The sequence below is a fragment of the Caballeronia mineralivorans PML1(12) genome, assembly GCF_001028175.1.
Classification (GTDB): domain Bacteria; phylum Pseudomonadota; class Gammaproteobacteria; order Burkholderiales; family Burkholderiaceae; genus Caballeronia; species Caballeronia mineralivorans.
The window spans coordinates 1-23,506 of sequence record NZ_AEJF01000107.1 but is presented as its reverse complement, the minus strand read 5'-3'; the positions used below and the strand labels follow the sequence as shown (position 1 = coordinate 23,506).

Sequence of the window (23,506 nt, the reverse complement as noted above, 5' to 3'; positions counted from 1 at the left end):
CACGCCTAAGCCAGGCGGCGATTGCTCCAGACAGCGCTGCTTGAAACAAGAAACCGGATCCGCTCGCAGTTACCTAGCTGGCATTGTCAACCAACTGAGCTAAATATAGCCTCAGTGTCGAGGCCAGATACAAATGTCCGCCGCCCCCCTCTGGGCTAAGTTGAAATGTCCGGGTTTGCTGTTGGATTTGACGGTTTGTGTTCCATGGTCTCAATACAACGTAGCGTTGAAGTGCAACCTTGAACCGGCACTGGGTTCGTTCAACTGACTCCGGCAGATCGCTGGCGAGATTTGCGCCGCTGCTTCTTTGCCTGCAGATCTCGCTGCACAAGCTGCACAATCACACTGTTGAGCTCAGCCTGCGTGAACTCGCGCTGTTTCTTCGTGCCCGGCGCGCGGTCCATACTGCGCGCTTCAGCTCCGCGATTGGTTCGCGACGGCGAGCCCGATACACGACGGTTGGGCAGGTTGGTCGCACCATCGAGAATTTTTGCTGTTTCTTCGTCTAACGCGCGTGAAGCTTAAGACGTTTGCTAAGCTGATTACCCAAATCGAAAACCGAACAGGCCGCCCTCCTCTCCATCGTCGGACAATCGTGTTTGAAGCACGACCTTGCTTACGTCAATTGCTTCTGACAGTGGCAGGCGCCCGAAAATGTCCGAGTTCATTGTTACGATATATTGCAGTCCCTTACCTTGCGTAGCTTCGAGACCCAAAAGCAGCGCGCCGGCGATCTGTCGTTCGTCCACACCATCGAACAAGTGGCTGTCGTGCAGCAAAAATCCTGGTCCACCGCGATGCGCCGTCACGACTTCGAAGAGAGCTAGATCAAAGCAAAAAATCTCCATATTCGAAATGCCACCGCCCCTGTCCCCTGCAATCGAAATATGGAACTCGGGGCCATTGTCGGTTGCTTCAACAACGAACCGCCCGGTGCGATCGTCGTAGAGGCTTGCTATGGCATCCGCGATGACAAGGATCGCCTCGTCGAGCGCCGCCGAACGCACGTGATGATCTTCTTGCAGCCGACGCTGTAAGTTGGCACGATCGATATTAAGCTTCGTAGACTCGCCTTCCAGTACTTCTGCTGCCTTGAAGCGCTCCCGCAGCATAGCTGCTTGCGCATCCCAATCCGCCAGTTCACGTTGCAGTGACAGGAAGTCGTCCAATGCTCCCCTGCCATCAAGGTTCTGCAGGATCGTGCTGCGCTCCCTATCGAGCCGACTTACGGCAGCATCCTCGGTCGTCATTTGCGACTTGACACTCGCAATCTCGTTTTCCAAATGAACACGTCGATTGGCGACCACTGATTCATAGAACGAGCTAACCTCTTCAAACCTGCGCAAGGCAACACCCGGCAACTCGATGCCGACGGCTGCATACAGCTGCTGTATGTCCGTCCGCTGCGGTGCCTTCTCGGACGTGAGCGCGGCTTCGAGGTGTTCCAGGCTTTCGTTCAAGATAACCGTGCGCCGTACGATGCCCTGCATCTCCGACTTTGCCTGCGCCGCTCGCCTCGAGAGCTCCTTGTAACTCTCGTGAACCTCGAAGTTCGCCAGTTCGCGCCGTAATTTTTCCGCTCTGGCGTCAGCGATAGTTACCTGTGGCCGAAGTTCGGCGACTGTGCCGACGACCTGCCCAAGCGCGCCAACCTTGACCGCTTTGCGCAACTCTTCGAGGGTCTTTTCGCGGTGGCGAATCTTCGTAAACTCAAACGGAATCTGCCAATCCAGGCCCAAGAGATAGGAGAGATTTACCTGCCAGTCCGAACGGTGCTGCTTCTCGGCCTGACGTTCCGGGTCGATAAAACCGCCAGAATCGCGCCGTCGGGCGAAGTAGGAGAACATTGAACGGAAGGTCGGCGTATAAGCCTCATCGAAGGCGGTTCCGCTTTCGTCCTGCGGCAGTCCGAACAAATTGTGCCCGAGAAAGGCTTTCCAGTTCGTATTAAACATAGCGTCTTAAATAATGCAGCATAGTCTTCGTAGGACTTCGTTTGGTCCGATCCAGTGCCGGAAACAGGCCTCGACGGCCGAGAGGACTTCGGCGAGCGTGGCGAAGTACCGGTTATGCAGCGCCAGACGCCTTGTCAGCTTCCAGACCCGTTCAATAGGTGCCAGTTGCGGGCTGTATGGCGGGAGGAACAGCAACGTCAGGTCCCGCCTGTATTTGCGCAGCAGTGGCTTGAGCATGTTGGCATGGTGGTACTTGGCGTTGTCCAGCACGACGACGATGCGCTTGCCACGACGTCGATGACGCAGTAGCCGGCGCAGAAAGGACACAAACGTTTCTGCGTTGAAGACAGGGCACACCTGCCAGACGAAGCGCCCGGTGCTCAGGCTCACGGCGCCAAAGCACGCCACCGACTTGCGCGTGGGCGCGTGCATCAACACCGGATCGCGAACCTCCGGGGCCACCCACATGCGACAGCGCGATCCATGCTGCTGGAAATGGCATTCGTCCAGGCTCCATAACTCAACGTCGTCGCGCTTTGCCAGGCGCCGCAGTTTTTTTTACTGTCGCAACCCGTACGGGATCAGACTGGGCGACTTGCGGGCGCGGTTTGCGCAGCCGAAAACCCATCTGGCGAAACAGCCGCTGGCACTGTCGCACGCCCAGCTCGATGCCGTAGCGCTGACGCAAGTGCTCCGACAGAACGGGTCCATCCCACAGGCCCGCTTCAAATCCGAAGTCGCGTGGTGTCTTGCGCAGGTCAGCCTCGATGAGAGCCCATTGCGATTCATCCAACGTACGCGGACGTCCGGGCCGCTCACCTTCCCGTAATCCCTCGAAGCCGCCGCGCTCGAAACGTTGGACCCATCGCTGAACGGTCGTGGCCGCCTGACCGAACAACTGGCCCACTTCAGTGCACGAGTAACCGCTGCTTACCAGCAGCACCCCATGGAGACGATGGTCATACCGCGATTCCTCGCTCCGTTCGATCTCCTGTTGAATCGCAACCTGCATGATCTGCGGATCTGCAATTTAGAGCTTGCGCATGGTCGCCTCTCCAAAAGAGTAACCACGCAATCATATAATGCTGCAATATTTATGTCGCAATGTTTAGCACGCTGTCGGGCCTCTGCCCTCGCTGCAAAACCCAATCGAGTTTCGAATTGGGCGGATCTCTCCCCGTGACGTTTAGCACTTTGATCGCTATGGGCCGCGACGGGTCCCAGGTCCGCGTGCCATACGACCAGGTGGTTGTCCTGATCTGTCGCCACTGTGATCAAGGGGTCGCCGTGATTGAGGAGCAAATGACCGGCGACCACCCCTCGGTGGCTCGCAAAGGCGGCGGCCAGGTCTGGTGGCGAGGCGTCCACTGGTGGCCCTTCCCAAGCGGCGTCAACGATCCGGCAATACCGCCCGGCATTCAAGACACGTTCGACGAGGCATGTCGGGCCATCGCCGCGAACTGTCCGCGCGCCGGTGCCGTAATGGCGAGACGGACGCTCGAAGCGATTGCCGCCGATCGAGGCGAAAGCAACGGCACACTCGTGAAACGACTGGAAGCTCTCACGCGCAACGGCCAACTCCCTCCGACCTTTGCGGATTGGGCAAAAGAAGTTCGACTTGTCGGCAATGTGGGCGCTCACTTTGATTTGCAGAAAGACGTTTCCGTAAAAGATGCAGAACGGCTCAGAGACTTCATCGCGGAGCTCCTAAACCATCTCTACACTCTTCCGAGTAAACTTGCCGCTCGAAGGGCGAGCGCAAACCGTGAAGATCCTCCATCTCGATAGATGGAGCACGCGTCATGTACTATCCTTCGTGTAAGGCGTTGTTCGCGGTCGCACGCGTTCTGACGACAGCGCCTAGCGCGCGCGTCGTCAACAGGGCCTCGGCGGTGAGGAGAGGTACAACGTTCTGAGGCTTGTGCGCTGCGCTGAATTGCGAATGAGACACCGACATCGGATGGAAGCAATGCAATCAAGATTTTCGCGTGCGAGGCGCTTTGCGCACCGGCTCACTGCTTGCGCGTGAGCCGGCCGTCCGCTTCGCGGTAGGAACCTTCTGCTTTGCCCCGGCATTTGCCAGTGACAACGCGAGTTGGTCTCGCTGTGCACGCGCCTGCGCCGCTTCATCGACATAACGTGCGTTCGCGGTGCGCAGCCCATCCAGATTGCCCTCCAATACACCGACCTGCTGACGCAAATTACCGAGTTGAACCTGCAGCTTCTGCACGTCATCGCGATGCCGGGTACTGCCCTGCTCCGCTTTACGGGACGCCGCGTCCAGTTCCTTCTGCAAGCGTGCCGCCCCTTGCCGCTCGCGATCGATTTCCAGCAGCGCCCGGGTCTCGGCGGCTTTGAGCCGCTCATGCGCCAACTTTCCGTCGGCACGCAGCTTGTCCAGCTCAGAAGCGAAGTCATGTCGAGCGGTTTCGAGTGCCCGCTGCAACTGCTGCTCGCCCTGTTGCGCAAGGCCCAGCTGGTCCTGCGACGCTGATGCAGCGGCGACGGAGACGGCCAGCGCCTGCTCCAGTTCGGTGATGCGGGTCTGCGCTGCTTCCAGCGCCGCCGCACTGCCCGTCAGTTCCTGGCGCACCTGGTCACGCTCGGCCTCGGCGCGAGCCTGCCGAGTCTGCGCCTCCGCGACCGAGCGTTGCGCCTCGAGCTGCGCGGCGGCCAGTTGCTCTTGCGCCATATCGACTGCCCGCGTCCACACCGCCGCCGCCAGCTCGCCGGTGGCGGATTGCAGTTCGGTCGGCAGGTCGGGATGTTCGATGCGCACCCGGCTCTTTTCACGCAGCGTGGCCCAAAAGCGCGTCAGCGCCTCGGCCGGCGCGTTCATGCTGCCCTTCTTCACCAGTTGATAGAGCCGGTTCGCGGTGGGCGCGATGCCGTGCCTAAAAAACAGCAGCACGCAGACCTCGCGATACAGGTCCTGCGTGCGTGGAAACTGCGCGCGCAGGAGCTCGATTTCCTGCGCGATGTCCGCGTGCAGCTGCGCCTCCGAGGCGAGTGAGGCATCCATGGCGAGTTTTTCCGGGAAGTCGAGATGTTGATAATATACCGTATAACGTTAATTAACTTGAAATGGAAGATTGAATTTAGACATTATGGCTATAATGTCGAGTAGAATGACGCATTTTCTGAATTGGCTACGTCTCACCCCATATGCCGCTTCCTGAGCCCCTCCGTGTGTCCGACGGCGCCCTCGTGCCACTTGAGTCGCTTAAGCCGCTTGAGCAGCTACACCTGCCGCCCGAGTTCGACGGTGGCAGCGGCACGAACCGCGCGCTCGGCAACCGCCCTCAAATTGCAGCGCAAAACGACATCGACGCGATCCGGGCGTGGCTCGCGCGCTTCGTCGACACGAAGGCGACCTTCGACACCTATCGTAAGGAATCCGAACGCCTGCTGCTGTGGTCGACCACCGAACTGCGGAAACCGCTCTCCTCGCTCACGCACGAAGACCTGCTCCTCTACCGGCGGTTTCTGGCCAACCCGCAGCCGGCGCTGCGCTGGGTCATGACCGGTCGCAAAGTGGCCCGCGCGGACCCATCTTGGCGCCCGTTCGCGGGACCGCTCTCCCCCGCGAGCGAGCGTCAGGCATTTGTGATTCTGAATACGCTCTTCGCGTGGCTCGTCAACGCGGGCTACCTGGCCGGCAATCCGCTGTCCCTGTCGCGTCAACGCGCGCGCAAGGCTAAGCCGAGGGTGACGCGCTTCCTCGAGGACGATCTCTGGCAGGCCGTCAAAACCTCGATCGACGCGATGCCCCGTGACACGGCACGCGAGCAGGAGCACTACGCGCGCGTGCGCTGGCTGATCTCGCTCTTGTATCTGATGGGCCTGCGCATCTCGGAAGTCGTGAGCAATCCGATGGGCGGCTTTTTTAGACGGCGCGATCGCGACGGCCAGGACCGATGGTGGCTGGCGATCACCGGCAAGGGCGACAAGGAACGCTTACTGCCGGCGACAACCGAATTGATGGCGGAGCTGAGCCGCTACCGCCGACACCATGATCTGGCCACTCTCCCCTATGGCGGCGAGACGACACCGTTGCTGTTGCCGATCGGTGGCACCCACCGGACGCTGACCCGCGGTGCTGTGCATCTCATCGTTAAACAGGTGTTCGACAACGCGATCGGGCACTTGCAGTCCACGGGCGAAGCGCACGAGCGCGCATCCGACCGATTGCGCCAGGCATCTGCCCATTGGCTGCGGCACACCGCGGGCTCGCACATGATGGACGGGCAAGTTGACCTGCGATACGTGCGGGACAACCTGGGGCATGCATCGCTCTCGACCACTAGCCAATACCTGCACGCGGACGACGATGATCGGCATAGTGCGACGGAGGCCGGACTGAGACTCAATTGGTAGCGAAATGACGATCGATCCAACGTCTCATTGGCAAAACCGGGACTGTGCCACTCAGATTGCAAGCTCGCTAACTGGCGCGCGCACTCGTAAGCTGTGCGACCGTGTGCACGGCCGGCTTCTCGCGCCGGCCGTCGCGAAGCGCGACTTTCCATTTGGCCGCCGCCAGTTCCAGCGACACCGCCAGCACCGATACGTCACCACCACCCGTGTATGCCTGATCGGTACGCGTGATGTTCTCCCGCGAGCAAACCTTAGCACTTTGATCTAGGCGTTAGCTTGTCGAGGGCCACGCTTCATAGCATCTGATTCCGCGGGTTGCGTGCCGCATTACAGAGATCCGTCTCATGAGCCTGCAGCCATCTTTGGCCGCAAATCGGATGGTGCCCGTTGCGAAGTGGAGTCACGGGTTACTCGAGTACCGGGCTACGCCGCCTTCAGGAAACTCTTCTAATTGTTCTCAAGGACGACCATCAAATCGACCGTACGCTGCGCGGCACGGCGAGGGACATCGCCAGACGGCTGATGTCCCAGCTGAAGCCCGAGAACTCGTGGGCGACGGCGATCACCGCGATGTTGACACCTTTGCCGCGTGTAGCGAGCCTGCGAAATCGCCGACACAGTCGGACCTGGGTGTCCCACGCGCGATCGACGATCGCCGTGAAAAAATAGCCTTCTCTTCCCGGGAAAAACTGGAGAGAGAAGGCCGCGTTCTTCAGGATACGCTTAGTAATACTGCCCGAAGCGTCGAACTACCGCTTAGAACTTGTGGGTTATACCAACGATGGCTGCCAACTGGTGGTTGTTGGACGAATAGGACGATCCGCTGAAGTCAGCAACTGCTTGCTTGCCCGTCGAGTCCACACCCGAAGCGGTCTCGAAGAAACCGGTCGCGTACAGCGACGTACGCTTGGACAGCGAGTAGATCGTGCCTAGGTTGAACTGGTTGTACTTGGCGCTGCCAACGCCATCGGCGCCGCTGTTATGCGTGTAGATGTAGGCTCCGGCCACGGTAAGAGCCGGGGTCAGCGCGTACTTCACGTTCAGTTCGCCTGAATTGAACGTAGCGGTGCCGCCGTTGTACTTGGTGCCGTAGCTGCCGATTGCATTGACCTGACCGAGGTTCTGGAACTGCGTGTTCGAGTACAGCAGCGCGATCGTTGCCGATCCCAGCACGTACGAACCGCCGGCCGTGATGATCTGCTGCGAGCCCGCCGACGCGTAGCCGCCGTAGATACGGCTCGCCATGTTGTTGGTCCCGCCTGCGGCCGAAGTCGGTGTCGACGAATTCCCCTGATTGCCGAACGTAGCGTAGTACGGGTCTTTCGTGAACATGTAGCTAGCACCCAGCTTGATCGGGCCGTTTGCGTACGAAACCCCTGCGTCGGTGACTTCGTTCCTCGAGAACTGGCCGGCCTGGCCGCCCAGGCTGTACAGGATGCCGACCGTTACACCACGATAGTTGGGGCTCGTGTACTTGATGGCGTTCTGGACGCGGTTCGACGTATCCACGTTATCGACGTCGCCTGCACGCGTACCGTAGCCGAGGCCGGATGCGGCCCAGTCGGCGCCGGATGCGAACGAGGAGGTAGCGTCATTACTTGCCGAGTACTGGCGGCCCAGCGTCACCGTACCGTAGGTATCGCTCTTCAGGCCGACGAAGGCCTTGCGGCCGAACTCCAGGCCACCCTGGCCCAGCGCTCCGGTGCCGAGCGTATAACCGTTTTCAAGTGTGAAGATCGCCTTGAGGCCGCCGCCCAAGTCTTCAGCACCCTGCACACCCCAGCGCGACGAGTTGGCGCTCGACAGACCGTAGAGTTTGCTGCCCTTGACGTTGTTGTTGAAGAGAAACCCGGCGTCGGCAATGCCGTACAGGGTCACGCTGCTTTGTGCGTGTGCGGCGCCAGCAAATGCTCCGATAGCAAGGATGGCAGCCGTGGTCTTTTGAATGTTCATTTTGTAGTGTTTCAGTTTGTAAAAGAGGAGATATCCTTGTTTCATAAGGTCGGAAAGACCACTGATGTTTGATTGTTTGGTTATTCCGTTGCTTTCTAAAGCAACATGCCAAAAAATTCATATAGCGGAAATAATTGGCATATCAAACGGTATGGCAATCACTCGACCCCATCACAAGTAGGCGAATCGTTCTTTAGTCAACGAGGTTTAAGGATGTTGAAGACTACTGAACGTCCGGCTCGACGAACCTTAGAGTGGTCCTGCTCCATTTTAATCAAAAGATATTTACCTTTGCGGGCACATCGGGCATTCGATCCGAACACGTATTATTTGGACAACAATTTATTGAAAAGCTGGTAAATCCGGGCGAATTCAGGCTCGTCTGCTGAAGCAGAATTCTCAGGCCCGAGGCAGGCACCCTGTGCAAAGGCCAGGGGGACCCTCTCGATTCGAAAAGGCAGCGAGGGTTGCCGCTATCAGACGACGCCGGTCGAGCGCACATTGGCCAGGCGTTTTTCATGTCCAGCACGGCGAGCGCATGAGCGTCGCCTTTGATCAACTGGAGGAAAATGCGATGACTACGCCAACAGGTTCACTTGCAGGTTCGCAACCGATATCGCTGCCTCTCGCGCTGGCATGAGTTGCAAGTCTCCGATTTGCTCGCGCGAACGGGCGCACCAACGGCTCTGATGCAAATGGCAGGAGCCGGTAGGTTACGCTCGCGTTGCGACGATCGCGAGCACGCTATGAGTAAGCAGAAGGACATTGACCGGCTGTTCGACGGCCGTCACTTTGACCGCGAATTCATCGTCCTGGGCCGCGATGCGAAAACGGTTAAATGAGATTTTCAAGCGCCTGCTGCAGCGACCCCAATACTGCCCGCCGGCCTCCGGCGCGCTGGCCAGACGGCGGGTTCCACCAGGTGAGGTGGCTGTCTGCCGGACAGCACGTCGATGATCTGCTCGGCGCACAGCAACGCGGTGTCGCGCAACGCCTCCTCCGTGGAGCCCGCCACGTGCGGGGCAAGCACAACGTTGTCGAGCGTGTTGAACGGCGACAAACGATCGAGCGGTTCAGTTTCGAAAACGTCGAGGCCCGCACCGAACAGATGGCGGCTGCGCAACGCATCGGCAAGCGCCGCTTCGTCGATCAGCATGCCGCGCGACGTGTTCACCACGATTGCACCAGGCTTCATCCGCTCAAGTGCAGCGCGATCGAGCGTGTGCCGCGTGTCGGGCCGGGCCGGGCGATGCAGCGACACGACGTCGGCAGCCTGGAGCAGCTCATCCAGCGTCGCAACCATTCGTACTCCTTCTTTCACGTTTGCGCATACCGGTCCGGCATGCGGCGACCACACAAGTACCGACATGCCTAAGCCGTGCACCGCCATGGCGGCCACCATCCGGCCAATCGCGCCGAAACCAACAATACCGAGCGTCTTGCCATACAGGGAACACATCGGCACTTCAAACCTGAAGCCCCAATTTCCCTGCCTGACCGCGGCGTCCGCGGTGATCGCACGGCGGCTCACCGCCAGCATCAGCATCAGCGTGTGCTCGGCGACCGATCGGGCGTTTGTGTTCGGCGTGAACACCACCGGGATGCCAAGGCGATGCGCTCGCTGCACATCGATCTTGTTCGTGCCGGAACCGTGATTCGCGACCACGAGCAAACGCGTCGCGCAATCGAGCGCGTGCGCGTCGAGTCCAGCGTCGCGCGTGATCACGGCATCTGCATCGCGGATCTCGCGAGCTACCGTATCCATTGCAGCCGACGTTGCGAAGCGAACCTCGATGCCGGCAGCGGCGAGCCGCTCGATGCCGGCCCGATGCACCTGTTGTGTGACGAGGCAAAGTGTCATGACGGTTATCTGCCTTGCAGGACTTGAGAGAGCAGCCGCGTGCCCTGGGCGAAGTCCGCCAGGTTCATGGCCTCGTCGGGGTTGTGGCTGCCTTTCGCGTTGCGCACGAAGATCATTGCGGTCCGCACCCCCTGAGTTGCGAAGACGGCGGCGTCGTGACCCGCGCCGCTCGGCATCTCGCGTGTTCGTATTGCCAGGCACTTCGCCTCATCGAGCAACGCCGAGCGCAGAGCGTCAGTCATCTGTGCCGGGGCGCTGCGGGTCTGCGCGCCTAGTTCGATGCGCACGCCGAATGTAGCGGCAACCTGCGCCACAGCCTCGCCGATGCGTTTGTCCATTGCACCGAGGGTCAACAGGCTGAGCGAACGCACGTCGATACAAAAATCGACGCACCCCGAGACTTTGCTGAAGTCTGCGCGCAATGGATCGGTGGCAAAACGCCCGACCGTAACCGTCAGCTCGTGACCCGCGCCTTCCAGTTCCGCCCATGCTGCATGCAGTGCGATGACGAACGCCGACACGCCGAGCACTGCATCCTGGCGATGGCTGCGCGGCGTCGCACCGGAATGCGCATACACGCCGAAAGCACGCGCGCCGCGATAGCGCAGACTGCCGCAGATCCCGCTGACGATGCCCACTTCGTCTCCTGCGTCGATCAGCACGGGTCCCTGCTCGATGTGCAACTCGATGAAGCACTCAATTCGCGCTGCATCGAGATGTCCAATGCCCGCACGCACCTTCTCCGGATCACCGCCGAGGCGCGCGAGACAGGCTGAAAGGCGCTCTCCGGAATCACTGCGTGCCGCGTCAAGTGCGTCGGGCGGCAGCAAGCCGAACGCCGCGCGACTGCCGACGTAGGACACGGGAAACCATGCGCTCTCTTCCGCACGGATCGCCATCACGGTTGTATCGGCACGTGGTACATGACCGGCCCTGATCCAGCCAGACAACACCGCGAGTCCGGCCACGACCCCCGCAGCGCCGTCGAAATTGCCTCCGCAAGGCACCGAATCGAGATGCGAACCGGTCATGCGGGCGGGCGCGGCGCGGTCCCGCCCAGGCAGTGTCATGTACAGGTTCAGCGCGGCATCGGTGCTGATTTCGAGCCCGATGCCGCGCGCCGCTTCTTCCACCGCGTCGTGCGCACATTGCTCGCCTGCCCCATATGAATCGCGCGTAATGCCAACGCCGTCGAAACTTTCAGCACGCAATCGCTCGAACAGCGCGCACGCCAGGTTGAAGTCCGGTTCGAGCGTCATGGGCCGTCCTGTTGCAGGATGGATGCGTCCGCAGACGGAGCGGCACCAGCGTTTGCGGGGCCGGGAACAGCCATGGGCGGCTGCCAATTTCGCCCCGGGATCGCGTCGATCAGCGTGCGGGTATACGGATGGGCTGGTGTGTCGAAGATGTCGGCCGGACTGCCCCGCTCGACGACCTTGCCGCGATGCATCACGAGCACCGCATCGCAAATCTGTGCGGCAACCCGCAGATCGTGCGTGATGAAGATCAGTCCGATCTGCAGACGCTGTTGCAGGTCCTGCAGCAACTTGAGCACCTGGGCTTGCACGGACACATCGAGGGCGGACACCGATTCGTCGGCAACGAGCACTTGCGGCTCGAGCATCAACGCGCGGGCTATCCCCACCCGCTGACGTTGCCCACCGGAAAACTGGTTCGGATAACGATCGAATGCCGAAGCGTCGAGTTCGACCAGCCTGAGATACTCGCGGGCCTGCCGCTCGGCCTGTTGCCTCGGCACGCCGTTCGCAACCGGACCATCGCACAGGGTGCGCCCGATCGTATGACGCGGATTGAGCGAAGCGAACGGGTCCTGAAAGATCATCTGGATGTGCTTGCGCTGCGTGCGAAAGCGCCGCTCTATGAGTGGCGCGATGTCGACCCCGTTGAAACGGATCGCACCGCCGTCGATGCCGGTCAGCTTGAGCAGGCATTTCCCGATCGTCGATTTGCCGGACCCCGACTCACCGACAATGCCCAGCGTCTCTCCGCGGCGCACGCTGAAACTCACGCCGTCGACGGCCTGCACGGTCCGCTTGTGCCAGCCGCCGTGTCTTGTCACGTACGTCTTGCGCAGACCGTCGATCTCCAGCACCGGGGGAGCCGCCGCAACCGTGGCGCGCGCCGCGGTACGGCGCAGGTGCGGAACGGCCGCGATAAGGCGTTGCGTATAAGGATGCGCCGGCGCATTCAGGATCTGTGCCGCAAGTCCCTGCTCGACCAGCACGCCTTTTTCCATCACGGCCACCCGATCAGCAATCTCGGCCACCACACCGAAATCGTGCGTGACGAACATCACGCCCATGCCTTTCTCCCGCTGGATCCTGGCGATAAGCGCGAGGATCTGCGCCTGCGTCGTCACATCGAGCGCGGTGGTCGGCTCATCCGCAATCAGCAACGACGGTTCAAGCGCAAGCGCCATCGCGATCATCACGCGCTGGCGTTGCCCGCCTGAAAGCTGGAAAGGCCGGCCGTGGTAAAGCATCCGGGGCTCCGGCAGCCCTACGAAGCCGAGCAGGTCGAGCACGCGTTGCTTACGCGCGGCGCCAGGGTAGGCCCCGTGCACGCGCATCACTTCGGCGACCTGGTCGCCGACAGTGGCAAGCGGGTTCAACGCGGACAGCGGCTCCTGAAAAATCATCGCCATATCCTTGCCGCGCATGCCCCTCAGCGTGCGCTCGTCTTGCGCCAGCAGGTCGAGGCCGCGGAACAGGATGCTGCCCTGCTGTGCCCGTATCGTGTCGGGCAACAGGCCCATGATCGCGTTCGCGCTCATCGACTTTCCCGATCCCGATTCGCCCACGATGCACAGGATCTCTCCCGGATAAATGTCGTATGACACGTTGCGAATCGCGTAGGCACGCTCACCGCCCGCAGGCAGCGCAATGCTCAAGTCACGCACTGACAGCAACGGTGCGGCGTTCGTATGATGGCTCGGGTTCACGGACTACTCCCCCCTCTTGCGCAATTGCGGGTTCAGTGCATCGTTCAGGCCTTCGCCAACGAGATTGATTGCGAGGACCGCGAGCAGGATCGCGACGCCGGGCCATACGCTCATCCACGGTGCGTCGCGCAGCATCGTGCGCGCGGCGCCGATCATGAAGCCCCAGCTCATCAGGTCGTGGTCGCCGAGGCCGAGGAACGACAGCGCCGACTCGGTCAGGATCGCGGTCGCGGTCATCAATGAAGCGGTGACGATGATCGGCGATACGGCATTCGGCAGGATCTGCGTGAAGATGATCCGGCTTGGCCGCTGTCCGATCACGATGGCTGCCTGCGTGAACTCGCGCTCCTTGAGCGTCATGAATTCCGAGCGCACCAGACGGGCCACGGGCGGCCACGACACCACGGCAATCGCGCCGACAATCGAATAGACCGACGGTGTAAAAATGGCCACCAGGACCAGCGCCATCGCAAGCTGGGGAATCGTCTGGAAAAACTCGGTCCAGCGCATCAGGAGATCGTCGACCCAGCCACCGTAATAGCCGCTGACCGCGCCGGTAAGCACGCCGATCAGCACTGCCATCGCGGTCGAGACAACAGCGATCAGCAGCGACACGCGCGTGCCGAACACCAGCCCCGCGCCAATGTCGCGGCCTAGCATGTCGGTGCCGAACGGATGGGCCGGATCCGTGAATGGCGGAATCAGCGGTTGCGCGACCATCATCCACGGCGATTGATCGTAGAGGACGGATGCGAACGCCGCAATGAGCACGACGCCGAGCAGCACGAAGGTACCGAACGCCGCACCTTTGTGTGCCAGGAACCTGCGTAGAAAATGTCTCATGTCGCGCTCAACTCCTTGCCTGAATTCGCGGGTCGATCAATCGGCAGACCAGGTCCGTCAACAGATTGAACGCGACAACCATCGTCGAAGTGACCAGAAATACGCCGAGCAACAACTGGTAGTCCCGATGAAAGAGCGCGTCGAACATCAGGCGTCCGATGCCCGGCCAGCCGAACACGGTCTCGGTGAGCACCGCCCCTCCCGCGAGCTGTCCGAGCTGGATCCCCGCCAGCGTCACGACCGGCAGCAGCGCGTTGCGCAATACGTGACGGCGGATGATCTGCCCGGGCGGCGTGCCCTTCGCCCGGGCTGTCCTGACGAAGTCCATGCCGAGCACGTCAAGCATCGACGCGCGCGTGAGACGCGCATACACGGCCATGAAGAAACAGCCGAGCGAGATCGTGGGCAGCACCAGATGCAGCGCGACATCGCCAACGCGTTGGATGCCGACGTAACCCGCACCGACGGTTTCCATGCCGAACGCCGGCAGCCAGTCAAGTTGCAGGGAGAAGAAGATGATGGCGAGCAGCGCGAGCCAGAATTGCGGCGTCGCATAGATCAGCAGCGCGCCGCCCATCACTGCGCTGTCAATCCATTTGCGCCGCGCGTAATGGCTGCTCGACGCGAACACACCGAGCAGCACGCCGGCCGCGAGCGAGAACACGAACGCGCACCCCATCAACAGCAGCGTCGCCGGCAAGCGATCGAGGATCAGCGACAGCACCGGCACGCGCTGCTGATACGAGTACCCCAGATCGAGGTGCGCAATGCCCTTCAGGTAGATACCCAGTTGGACGTAGAGCGGCTTGTCGAGGCCGAACTGGTGCCGCAACTGCTCGACGTAGGTGGTGTCGGACGCGCCGGCATCCCCGGCCATGACCGAAGCGGGGTCGCCGGGCGCGAGCCGGATCAGGAGAAAGTTGATGATGACAACGCCCACGACGACGGTCACCGCCTTGCCGAGCCGCGCAGCAACGATGTATAGCAATTTCATGAAACGATTCTCCTCGGCGATGGCTGCCGGACAGGCCTTTGCACGTCACTTGTCCAGGTACACATCGGCAAACGTATCGTTAAGGCCGATCGCGGTCGTCACGAGGTTGTGGATGTTGCTCCGGTAGAGCGTGGGGTTCTGGATTTCGAACAGATAGCCGTTCGCGACGTCGTCGACGAGCATCTGCTGAAGCTGCGAATAAAGCTTCTGGCGCATGTCGTTCGACGTGGCTGCTGCAGCCTGATCCCACAATTCGTCGGCTTTCGGGTTCCGATAACCCTCGTTGTTGACGAACGGCGAGCCCTTGACCTCGTTGCGGCTCAGGTAAAGACGCGAGACGCCGAGCGCCGGGTCGCCGTATTGGGCCGTGAAGCTGAAGGTCATGTCGAAATCGAAATTCGACACACGCGTAGCCCACGTGCCCGGGTCGGCAGCCTCGATGCTGACTTTGAAGCCGACCTGTTCAAGGCACTGCTTCGTGTACTCGGCAAGCCGGTCCCAAGCGGAGCCGTACGGGTACGACAGGATCCTGATTGGCGTCTTCGACAGATCGACACCAGACTCGGCGATCAGTTGCCGCGCTTTCTTCGGGTCGTAGGTATAGGGCGTGACATGAGCGTCGTAGAACGGCGTGGTCGATGAAATCGGACCGGTCGCGACCTTGCCGATCCCGAAGAAAATATTGTCGACGATGAACTTGCGATTGATCGCAGCCATCACCGCCTGACGCACCTTGATGTTGTCGAACGGCGGCTTGTGCTCGTTCATCTGTACGTAGGCGAGCTTTGAGAACATCTCCGCGCCATTGAGCGTATAGGTCACCTTCGGTAATGCCTTGAGACGCTTTACGTCGACGTTGTCCACATCGCCGCTGCTCAGCACCTGCACATCGCCGCGCTCGAACGCCACTGAACGCGACGCGGCATCCGGAATGACGCGAAACACGATCTTGTCCAGGTAAGGCAGCCCCGGCCTCCAGTAATCAGGATTGCGGACGAGCACGATGTACTGCCCTTTTTTCCATTCCTGGAATTTGAACGGTCCGGTGCCGATCGGATGCTGGTTCGCCGGGTTCGATGCGAAGTCGGTGCCGTCGTAGATATGCTTCGGCACCATCGGCATGTTGTCGCTGACGAATGCCTTCAGGAACGGGGGAAACGGCGTCTTCAGCACGATGCGGACCTGTGCCGGGCTGGTCGCCTTGATCGACTCGACGAACTGGTTGATGATGACGCGGGCACGCGGATGCACCTGCCGCAGGAACTTGTCGATGCTGAACACGACGTCGTCGGCGGTGAACGGCTGGCCGTCGTGCCATTTCACTCCTGTTTGCAGGTCGAATGTGTAGACCTTGCCGTCATCCGAGATGCGCCACGCTTTCGCGAGGCCCGGCGCCGGCTTCAGATCGGGCGTCCACGTCAGCAGGCTTTCATAGATTTTTCCCCCGACGTATTGCGTGGTCGTCTGCTGATTCAGTCCGAGCATCAGCAACGGCGGCTCAGGCTGCGCGATCGCCTGCAAGGTGCCGCCTCGTACCTGTGCCTGGACCGGCGTGGTCAAAACGGCGCCGGCCGCTAGCGTCGCGCCCAGTACGGCTCGAATTCGCTGCCGCCATACACTAAAATCAGTAGTCCTTTTCGAGGCGTTCATGACGGATCCAAGCAAGGTTGTCGTATTGAACATCGGAGATTCCGGCAAAAAGCGGGTTGCGTTTACACCACCGCTTGATAGCGGGTGGGTAGCGAGGTTACGTAAGTCCTTTGTGCGCCGCTTCGGCTGTCACATGCAATCGGTCATGCAGGCACTTCCGGGCGCGCGAATCGTGATGCCATCAGCTTCGAGTCCGGCCCGCAATTGCTGCGCAAAGGCGAGCGCGCCCGGCTGATCGCCATGAATGCACACGGTATCGGCAACGACCGGCACGTCGTTGCCGTTCAGCGAACGCACCACACCGTCATGCAACATGCGTCGTACCTGTGCAATGGCCTCGCCGACGTCCTCTATCATCGCGTTCGGCATGTGACGCGGCGTCAGCGTACCGTCGTCCTGGTACGTCCGGTCTGCGTAGACTTCGAAAGCGACGCGCAGCCCGGCACGTTGCGCAGCCTGTGCCATGTTCGGGTTCGCCACGTAGACAATCAGCTCCGCGTCGACATCGCGCACGGCGCTTGCGATCGCATCGGCCAGCGCCACGTTGCGTGCGGTCATCTGATAGAGCGCACCATGCGTCTTGACGTGATGCAGCCTGATGCCGAGCGCCCGCGTGAATCCGGCCAGCGCGCCGACCTGGTAGACCGTGAGGGAATACGCTTCTTGCGGCGTGATCACCATCTCGCGGCGGCCGAAGCCCTGCAGGTCCGGCAGCCCCGGATGAGCTCCGACCGCCACCGCGCCGGCCTTGGCCGCCGCGACCAGATGGTGCATCGTCTGCGGGTCCCCCGCGTGAAAACCGCACGCAACGTTCGCGGAAGTCACATAGTCGAGAAGCGCTGAGTCGTTACCCATCGTCCAGGGGCCGAAACTCTCGCCCATGTCGCAATTGAGATCAATCGATGCCATTGTCGTCCGTGTGGAAAAGGTCATGTCGGGTCGTGCGCCAGCGCTTCGGGCAGCGTCTTTCGGATGGCAGCACGCAGGATCTCAAGCCGGTCCTCCCGATCCAGATAGGCTTGCTCCGCTTCATCCAGCGTCGTCGGAAGAAAACCCACGGCGTCTCCCGGCAACGCCTGCGCAAGCGCGGGCAAGTCGGCGCTGATCACATAGCCGATCTTCGGATAGCCGCCCGCGCCTTGCCGATCAGCCATCAGGACGATCGGGTTCCCGTCCGGCGGGACCTGGATCGTGCCGAAGTTGACGGCTTCGGACACCATCTCAAGCGGATGTTTCAGGTCGAGCACGGGACCATTGAGTCGATAACCCATCCGGTCGGATCTGGCATCGATGCGAAATACGTCATGGGTGAAGGACTGCCTGGCCTTGTCGCTGAACGCATCCCACTGCGGCCCGGTAATGAAGCGCCATGCGCCCATCGGAGCAGCGTGGGACTGGAAGCGGAACACCGGACCATTCACGAACGGCATGCCGGATGAGATGAGCGCGGCCTGAAGCTCCGGATAACCCGCGTCTGCCGGATGCAGCGGCACCTGATCTCCTTTGCGCAACGCGCGCCCCTCGAAGCCGCCGAATGCTCCGCGGACGAACGTGCTGCGACTGCCCAGCACCGGTTCGGTCGCAAAACCGCCGCGCACCGCCAGATAAGCGCGTGCTCCGCCCGTGCGCTTGCCGAACGCAAGCGTCGCGTTGCGTCGAACGAGTACCGCCCGGTTGCGAGGCGCCTGCACACCGTCGATCACGATCTCCATGTCGGCGCCGGTGACAGCGATCAGCGTGTCATGATCGAACCGCAGGTGCGGGCCCTGCAACGTACATTCGAGTGTTGCAGCCGTTTTGCCGTTGCCGACGAGAAGGTTCGCCACGCGGTGCGACCATTCGTCCATCGCACCGTTGACCGGCACGCCGAGCCGCTGCACCCCGTAGCGCCCGCAATCCTGCAGCAATGAAAAAACCCCGGGTTTGTCGACGTGCATCATGACCGGCGCTCGTCCATGCTCGCGAACCTCTCAGGCGACACCGGCACAAAGCGCAGGCGGTCACCGAGCCGCAGGCGCGTTGGAGGCGTCCACGCGAGATCGAACATGCTCCATGGCGTTCGTCCGATCACGTTCCACCCGCCGGGTGACGCGACCTGATAGATCGACGACAGGCCGTTGGCGATCGCTACCGACCCCGCCTCGACGCGCGCGCGGGGAGTGGTGCGACGCGGCACGGTGAGCCGTGCATCAAGCGGGCCCGCGAACGGATTGCCCGGAGAGAAGAAGAACGTCTGCACGACCAGTTCCGATGCACCATGCAGACGGATCACTTCGTCCGTGGTGAGATTGCAGCGCTGCGCGACGTCATCGAGATCGGGGCCGTACTCGCCGCCATAGCAGACCGGCACCTCGACCAGCCGCGTACTCTGTTCGACTGGCGCAATGCCGCCTTCGAGCAGCGCCGCAAGCGAGTCGGCGAGTTGCCGGTAGGGAGAACCCCCGGCACGCGGCAGGCGCTCAGGCAGATAATGCAGCGCGACCGTCGTGAAGGCGGGCACAACGTCCACGACCCCTGTCGGCATGTGAGCCAGCAGCCAGGCCGTGAGCGAATGCACCTCGCGGGTGGTCGCCGGGTCGATCCGGTCGCCAAAGCGGACCATCAGACAGCGATCGCCCAGCGCTTCGATACGTGGGAATGCACGCTCGCACGAGAGCGTCTCTTCACGGCCGGTCATGCGAGCCTCAGGCAGGCAGCGACAATCCGCTCGCAGGCTTCCTGCAGGCGTGAGTCCGATACGGCATAGGCCAGCCGCAGGTATGGCGCCATGCCAAACGCCGTGCCGGGCACCACTGCGACGCCTGCATCGTGCAGCAGATAGCGCGCAAGATCAGCATCCGTTTCGATCAGCACACCCTCGGGCGTACGTTTGCCGATCGCCGCACTACAGTCCGCATACAGGTAGAACGCTGCCGGCGGCTCTCCGAGCGTGAGCAAGGGTGCAGCCGATGCGAGAATGCGGAGCGCCAGCGCCCGGCGTTCCCGAAGCCTCGCGCGCCATTCATCGAGAAACGCGCGAGGTCCCTCGAGCGCGGCCAGTGCCGCAGCCTGGCTGATCGAGCTCGGATTACTGGTGCTCTGCGACTGCAGCATCTCGAGTGCCTTGATGAGCCAGCGCGGCCCGCCCGCATAGCCGAGCCGCCAGCCTGTCATGGCGTAGGCCTTCGATACACCGTTGATCGTCAATGTCCGGCTGCTCATGCCGGGGGACGCCTGCGCAAAGGAGCAGAACGTGCCGTCGAAAACGATTTCCTCATAGATGTCGTCCGACATCACCAGCACGCGCGGATGATCGCGCAGCACGTCGGCGAGCGCGCGCAGTTCGTCGGCCGAGTACAGTGCCCCCGATGGGTTGCACGGCGAATTCAACACGAGCCAGCGCGTCTTCGGCGTAATCGCTCGCGCCAGATCCTGCGGCTGCAGTTTGAACCCCTGCCCGGCATGTGGCATGAGTTTCACGGGTATGCCGCCCGCCAGGCGGATCATTTCCGTGTACGAGACCCAGTAGGGCGCAACGACGATCGCTTCATCGCCTTCATTGAGCGTAGCCAGAAACGCATTGAAGAGAATCTGCTTCGCCCCTGTCGACGCGATGACTTCGCTGCTCTCATACGACAAGCCATTGTCACGACGAAACTTGTCGACGATGGCGGCCTTCAGACGCGGCGTGCCACCCACATCGGTATAGCGCGTTTCGCCCTGCACGATTGCCCGGATCGCCGCGTGCTGAATATGCACCGGCGTATCGAAATCAAGCTCGCCTTCGCTAAGGCTGATGATCGAACGCCCTTGGGCGGTGAGTTCGCGGGCTGCCTGCGACATGGCGCCGGTGGCCGAAGGTTTGAGCACAAGCAATCGGTCGGAAAGATAAGCGGCGGTAAGAGCGGAAGACATGAATTCCTTGTGATGATCCGGTCATTCTTGCGATGAAGAAACGTTTTCAGATGTCCAGTTCGCTGATCGGCCGCACACGTATGCCCGCGCCTTCGAGCGCGGCGCGGACTGCGGCAGCGATGATCACGCCGTGCGGGTTGTCGCCATGCACGCAGATCGTGTGGACCGGCATGCCGACCTTGGCGCCGCTCACGGTGCGAATGGCCTGTTCGTCAACCATCCGCAGGGCAAGCGCTGCGGCCTCCGCCGGATCATGGATGACTGCACCAGGTTCGCTTCGGGGCAGTGTCAGCCCGTTGTCCCCATAGAGGCGATCGGCGAACACTTCGCAGGCCACGCGGATATCGCCGCGGCGGGCAGCCCGTTCAGTCTCGTTGTGAGGTGTACTAACCAGAATCAGGTCGCGATCCAGGACGCGCATCGCCCGCACCAACGCTTCCGACAGGTCCCTGTCATCGAAAGCCAGCGTCGCCAGCGCCCCATGCAGCTTCACATGAGTCACGCGGTGACCGACGGCACGGGCCATGCCCTGCAGGGCTGCGATCTGATAGATCAGCATCTTCTCGATGTCGGCCGCGCTGTCGCCGACAATCTTGCGGCGACCGAAGCCCCAGAGGTCATTGAACCCTGGGTGTGCACCAATATCGATGCGCCCTTCCAGGGCACGCGCCGCAGTACGGTGCATCACGACCGGGTCGCCGCCATGAAATCCGCAGGCGACATTGGCCGACGTAATCAACCCCAGCATTGCCTCGTCATCGCCCATCTTGTAAGGACCAAAGCTTTCGCCCAGATCCGAATTCAGGTCCACCTCTGACATTTTTTCCCTTGGAAAAATACGCCCTTGCGGGTTTGGTATGCCATTGGCATGCAATGTGCGTGCCAATGGCGGGAACCCGGAGTGAACCTCTTCCAAGCGGAGCAATTGATGACGAGCATGTTGCAAAAGATGAGCTGTGCCGTGGTGGCCGCCGCGGCTCTCCTGAGCGGGGCCGTGCAGGCGGCCGAACTGGATTTTGCGAGCTGGGGCGGCGCCTACCAGAACGCAATCCGCGAAGCCTGGCTCAAGCCTTTTGCCAAGGAGACAGGCATCAAGGTGCAGGAAGACACCGATCCGCAGGTCGCCAAGATCCGCGCGATGATCGATACCCAATCCGTCGCGTGGGACGTCGTGACTGAAAACAGCGCCCGGCTGACACGCGGCATCAAGCTCGGCGTGTTCGAGAAGATCACGCCGGCCATGGTCGACCAGACTCACGTCATTGCGGGTGCCCGCAATGACTACGGTGTGCCGTCGGAGATTTTCTCGACCAACATCGGTTTTTCGACCAAGGCGTTCCCGGCCGGCAAGCCGCAGCCGAGTACTTTTGCCGACTTCTGGGACGTCGCCAGGTTTCCCGGCAAGCGCACACTGCAGGACGACCCGGCGACCGTGATCGAGGCCGCGCTGATTGCCGACGGCGTTGCGCCCGCCGATGTCTACAAGGTGCTGTCCACCCCCGAGGGCATGGATCGCGCGATGAAGCAGATCGAGAAGATCAAGCCGTATGTTGCCGTGTGGTGGAAGAACGGTGCCGAGCCGGTGAGTGCGCTCGCCAGCGGCGAGGCGGTCATGGCCCTCGGCTGGAACGGCCGTTTTCAGGCTGGCATGGATTCGGGACTGCCGATCCAGATGGGCTGGGGTAACGCGGTGGCGCAGGTCGGTTATTTCGCCCTCGTCAAGGGCGCGCCGCATCGCGCCGAAGGCATCAAGCTGCTCAACTACATGAGCCAGCCGAAGAACCAGGCCGAGTTCAGCAAGTACATCGCCTACGGGCCGACAACCGAAGCCGCCTTCCCGCTGATTGACGACGCGCGCAAGCAGCGTCTGCCGTCTACGCCTGAGCGCCTGAAGAGCGCCTTGTTCTTGGACTCGGAGTTCTGGGACAAGAACGGCCCGGCCATCACCGAGCGTTACAACCAGATCCGTGCCCGCTAGGCACGCGTTGCCCGCATTGCCCGCATTGCCCTGTAACCTGCCCTCCGCCTCTTCGCCTTTACCGGGCCAGAGAGCCGGCGGATAAACTGGAACACCGATGGCAAGCACCGCCCCCCTCCCGCCCCACGCCGCGCGCACGGACGCCACTGCACGGATACGGCGCAGCCGGAACCACGCGGCCATTCTCGCCGTCCTGCCCCTGCTGCTGTTCCTGCTGCTGTTCTTCGTCGGGCCGATTGCCGGCTTTCTCAAAGAAAGTTTCTACCACGACGGCACGCTCACGTTGGCCCACTACCGGCACGTGCTCGATACACCGATCTATCGCATCGTGCTGGGCAATACTTTCACCATTGCCGCAGCGGTCACGGTGTCGTGCGTGGTGATGAGCTACCCGCTCGCCTATTTGATGGCCACGGTGCCGCCGGCGGCAGCACGCCTGCTGTTCTTTGCAGTACTGCTGCCTTTCTGGTCGAGCGCGCTGGTACGCACCGCGGCCTGGATCGCGCTGCTGGGCAAGAACGGGCCACTCAATACGTTGCTGACCAGCGTCGGCATCGTCGATGCGCCCATTGCCTTTCTGTATAACTTCACGGGCGTGATGATCGGCATGACCCACGTGCTCATGCCTTTCGTGGTACTGCCGCTCTATGCCTCGTTCCGCGCGATGGACACCACGCTCGTGCAGGCGGCGCAAAGCCTCGGTGCGCGCTCCGCCAGCATATTGCGCCATGTGGTGCTGCCGCTGACCAGCCCGGGTGCAATAGCGGGCGCGATCATCGTCTTCATGAACGCCGTGGGTTACTACATCACGCCGTCGCTCATGGGCGGTCCGGGCCAACGCATGGCGGCCGAACTGATCTCGTACAACATCACGGAAGAACTGAACTGGGGACTGGCTGCCGCCCTGGCTGGCATGTTGCTGGTCACCGTGTTGATATCGATGTGGCTTTTCAACCGGTGGTTCGGACTGGACCAGCTGATCAGCGGCACGGCCAGCAAAGGCAGCAGCGCGAGCGGCGCACGGCGCACGCCAGGCGGC

The 23,506-nt window shown here is 61.6% G+C and carries 21 protein-coding genes and 2 pseudogenes; 4 read left to right on the top strand and 19 right to left on the bottom strand.

All coding sequences use genetic code 11. The features are described from left to right. Positions 1–542: 542 nt before the first annotated feature. Genes EOS_RS16730 through EOS_RS48765 form a run of 3 tightly spaced genes read right to left on the bottom strand, consistent with a single transcriptional unit; the run spans position 543 to position 2,967 of the window. Entirely contained in the window at positions 543–1,955 is a 1,413-nt protein-coding gene (locus tag EOS_RS16730) for an ABC-three component system protein (RefSeq protein WP_235442845.1), read from the bottom strand. A 6-nt stretch (positions 1,956–1,961) separates the two neighbouring features. Then, positions 1,962–2,465, bottom strand: a complete 504-nt coding sequence (locus EOS_RS48770) for an IS630 family transposase (RefSeq protein ID WP_268760333.1) — start codon at positions 2,463–2,465, stop codon at positions 1,962–1,964. Between the two features lie 10 nt (positions 2,466–2,475). After that, positions 2,476–2,967: an IS630 family transposase gene (locus EOS_RS48765; RefSeq protein ID WP_047847781.1), complete on the bottom strand. Its 492-nt coding sequence runs from the start codon at positions 2,965–2,967 to the stop codon at positions 2,476–2,478. A gap of 167 nt (positions 2,968–3,134) precedes the next feature. Here EOS_RS48765 and EOS_RS43545 point away from each other — a divergent pair, with 167 nt between their 5' ends. After that, positions 3,135–3,743 (top strand): DUF4145 domain-containing protein, encoded by a 609-nt coding sequence (locus tag EOS_RS43545; protein ID WP_160312505.1) that lies wholly within the window; start codon positions 3,135–3,137, stop codon positions 3,741–3,743. Positions 3,744–3,930: 187 nt separating this feature from the next. Here the strand turns inward: EOS_RS43545 and EOS_RS16710 are convergent, their stop codons facing one another. After that, entirely contained in the window at positions 3,931–4,977 is a 1,047-nt protein-coding gene (locus EOS_RS16710; RefSeq protein ID WP_047847780.1) for a DNA-binding protein, read from the bottom strand. 143 nt (positions 4,978–5,120) lie between these two features. Here EOS_RS16710 and EOS_RS16705 point away from each other — a divergent pair, with 143 nt between their 5' ends. Further along, complete coding sequence (locus tag EOS_RS16705) at positions 5,121–6,332, top strand: tyrosine-type recombinase/integrase (protein WP_047847779.1); 1,212 nt, start codon at positions 5,121–5,123, stop codon at positions 6,330–6,332. Between the two features lie 91 nt (positions 6,333–6,423). Here the strand turns inward: EOS_RS16705 and EOS_RS49530 are convergent. From EOS_RS49530 to EOS_RS16645, 15 genes and pseudogenes are all read right to left on the bottom strand, one after another. Next, positions 6,424–6,564 (bottom strand): annotated as a pseudogene (locus EOS_RS49530) (IS110 family transposase); the annotation flags it as partial. Between the two features lie 238 nt (positions 6,565–6,802). Then, positions 6,803–6,985: pseudogene (locus EOS_RS49525) on the bottom strand (IS110 family transposase); the annotation flags it as partial. Between the two features lie 103 nt (positions 6,986–7,088). Beyond that, on the bottom strand, positions 7,089–8,285 hold the full coding sequence (locus EOS_RS16700; RefSeq protein ID WP_326972931.1) for a porin: 1,197 nt from the start codon (positions 8,283–8,285) through the stop codon (positions 7,089–7,091). Between the two features lie 713 nt (positions 8,286–8,998). Then, positions 8,999–9,136 carry a hypothetical protein gene (locus tag EOS_RS47095; RefSeq protein WP_160312504.1) on the bottom strand — a complete coding sequence of 46 codons (138 nt, stop codon included), beginning with the start codon at positions 9,134–9,136 and terminating at the stop codon, positions 8,999–9,001. Continuing rightward, the gene (locus tag EOS_RS16695) at positions 9,133–10,146 is read right to left on the bottom strand and encodes a hydroxyacid dehydrogenase (RefSeq protein ID WP_047847778.1); all 1,014 of its coding nucleotides are present in this window, start codon (positions 10,144–10,146) and stop codon (positions 9,133–9,135) included. Before EOS_RS16695 ends, EOS_RS47095 begins: the two co-directional genes overlap by 4 nt. Positions 10,147–10,151: 5 nt before the next feature. Next, entirely contained in the window at positions 10,152–11,405 is a 1,254-nt protein-coding gene (locus EOS_RS16690; RefSeq protein WP_047847777.1) for a Zn-dependent hydrolase, read from the bottom strand. Then, positions 11,402–13,108 carry a dipeptide ABC transporter ATP-binding protein gene (locus EOS_RS16685; protein ID WP_047847776.1) on the bottom strand — a complete coding sequence of 569 codons (1,707 nt, stop codon included), beginning with the start codon at positions 13,106–13,108 and terminating at the stop codon, positions 11,402–11,404. The genes EOS_RS16690 and EOS_RS16685 overlap by 4 nt, the downstream gene beginning before the upstream one ends. Positions 13,109–13,111: 3 nt before the next feature. Next, on the bottom strand, positions 13,112–13,951 hold the full coding sequence (locus tag EOS_RS16680) for an ABC transporter permease (protein ID WP_047847775.1): 840 nt from the start codon (positions 13,949–13,951) through the stop codon (positions 13,112–13,114). 7 nt (positions 13,952–13,958) lie between these two features. Then, a complete protein-coding gene (locus tag EOS_RS16675) occupies positions 13,959–14,945 on the bottom strand; it encodes an ABC transporter permease (RefSeq protein ID WP_047847774.1) in 987 nt (328 codons plus the stop codon). Between the two features lie 45 nt (positions 14,946–14,990). Further along, complete coding sequence (locus EOS_RS16670; protein WP_047847796.1) at positions 14,991–16,595, bottom strand: ABC transporter substrate-binding protein; 1,605 nt, start codon at positions 16,593–16,595, stop codon at positions 14,991–14,993. Between the two features lie 129 nt (positions 16,596–16,724). Continuing rightward, on the bottom strand, positions 16,725–17,504 hold the full coding sequence (locus EOS_RS16665) for a LamB/YcsF family protein (RefSeq protein WP_047847773.1): 780 nt from the start codon (positions 17,502–17,504) through the stop codon (positions 16,725–16,727). A 20-nt stretch (positions 17,505–17,524) separates the two neighbouring features. Beyond that, the gene (locus EOS_RS16660; RefSeq protein WP_047847772.1) at positions 17,525–18,535 is read right to left on the bottom strand and encodes a 5-oxoprolinase subunit C family protein; all 1,011 of its coding nucleotides are present in this window, start codon (positions 18,533–18,535) and stop codon (positions 17,525–17,527) included. Next, positions 18,532–19,272 carry a 5-oxoprolinase subunit PxpB gene (pxpB, locus tag EOS_RS16655; protein WP_047847771.1) on the bottom strand — a complete coding sequence of 247 codons (741 nt, stop codon included), beginning with the start codon at positions 19,270–19,272 and terminating at the stop codon, positions 18,532–18,534. The genes EOS_RS16660 and pxpB overlap by 4 nt, the downstream gene beginning before the upstream one ends. Then, complete coding sequence (locus EOS_RS16650) at positions 19,269–20,489, bottom strand: pyridoxal phosphate-dependent aminotransferase (RefSeq protein ID WP_047847770.1); 1,221 nt, start codon at positions 20,487–20,489, stop codon at positions 19,269–19,271. Before EOS_RS16650 ends, pxpB begins: the two co-directional genes overlap by 4 nt. 46 nt (positions 20,490–20,535) lie before the next feature. Continuing rightward, a complete protein-coding gene (locus tag EOS_RS16645; protein WP_047847769.1) occupies positions 20,536–21,309 on the bottom strand; it encodes a LamB/YcsF family protein in 774 nt (257 codons plus the stop codon). A gap of 141 nt (positions 21,310–21,450) precedes the next feature. Between EOS_RS16645 and EOS_RS16640 the strand changes: the two genes are divergently transcribed. Both EOS_RS16640 and EOS_RS16635 read left to right on the top strand, forming a co-directional pair. Next, complete coding sequence (locus tag EOS_RS16640) at positions 21,451–22,467, top strand: ABC transporter substrate-binding protein (protein ID WP_047847795.1); 1,017 nt, start codon at positions 21,451–21,453, stop codon at positions 22,465–22,467. A gap of 97 nt (positions 22,468–22,564) precedes the next feature. Continuing rightward, positions 22,565–23,506: ABC transporter permease (locus EOS_RS16635; RefSeq protein WP_047847794.1), on the top strand; the 942-nt coding region annotated here is incomplete at its 3' end.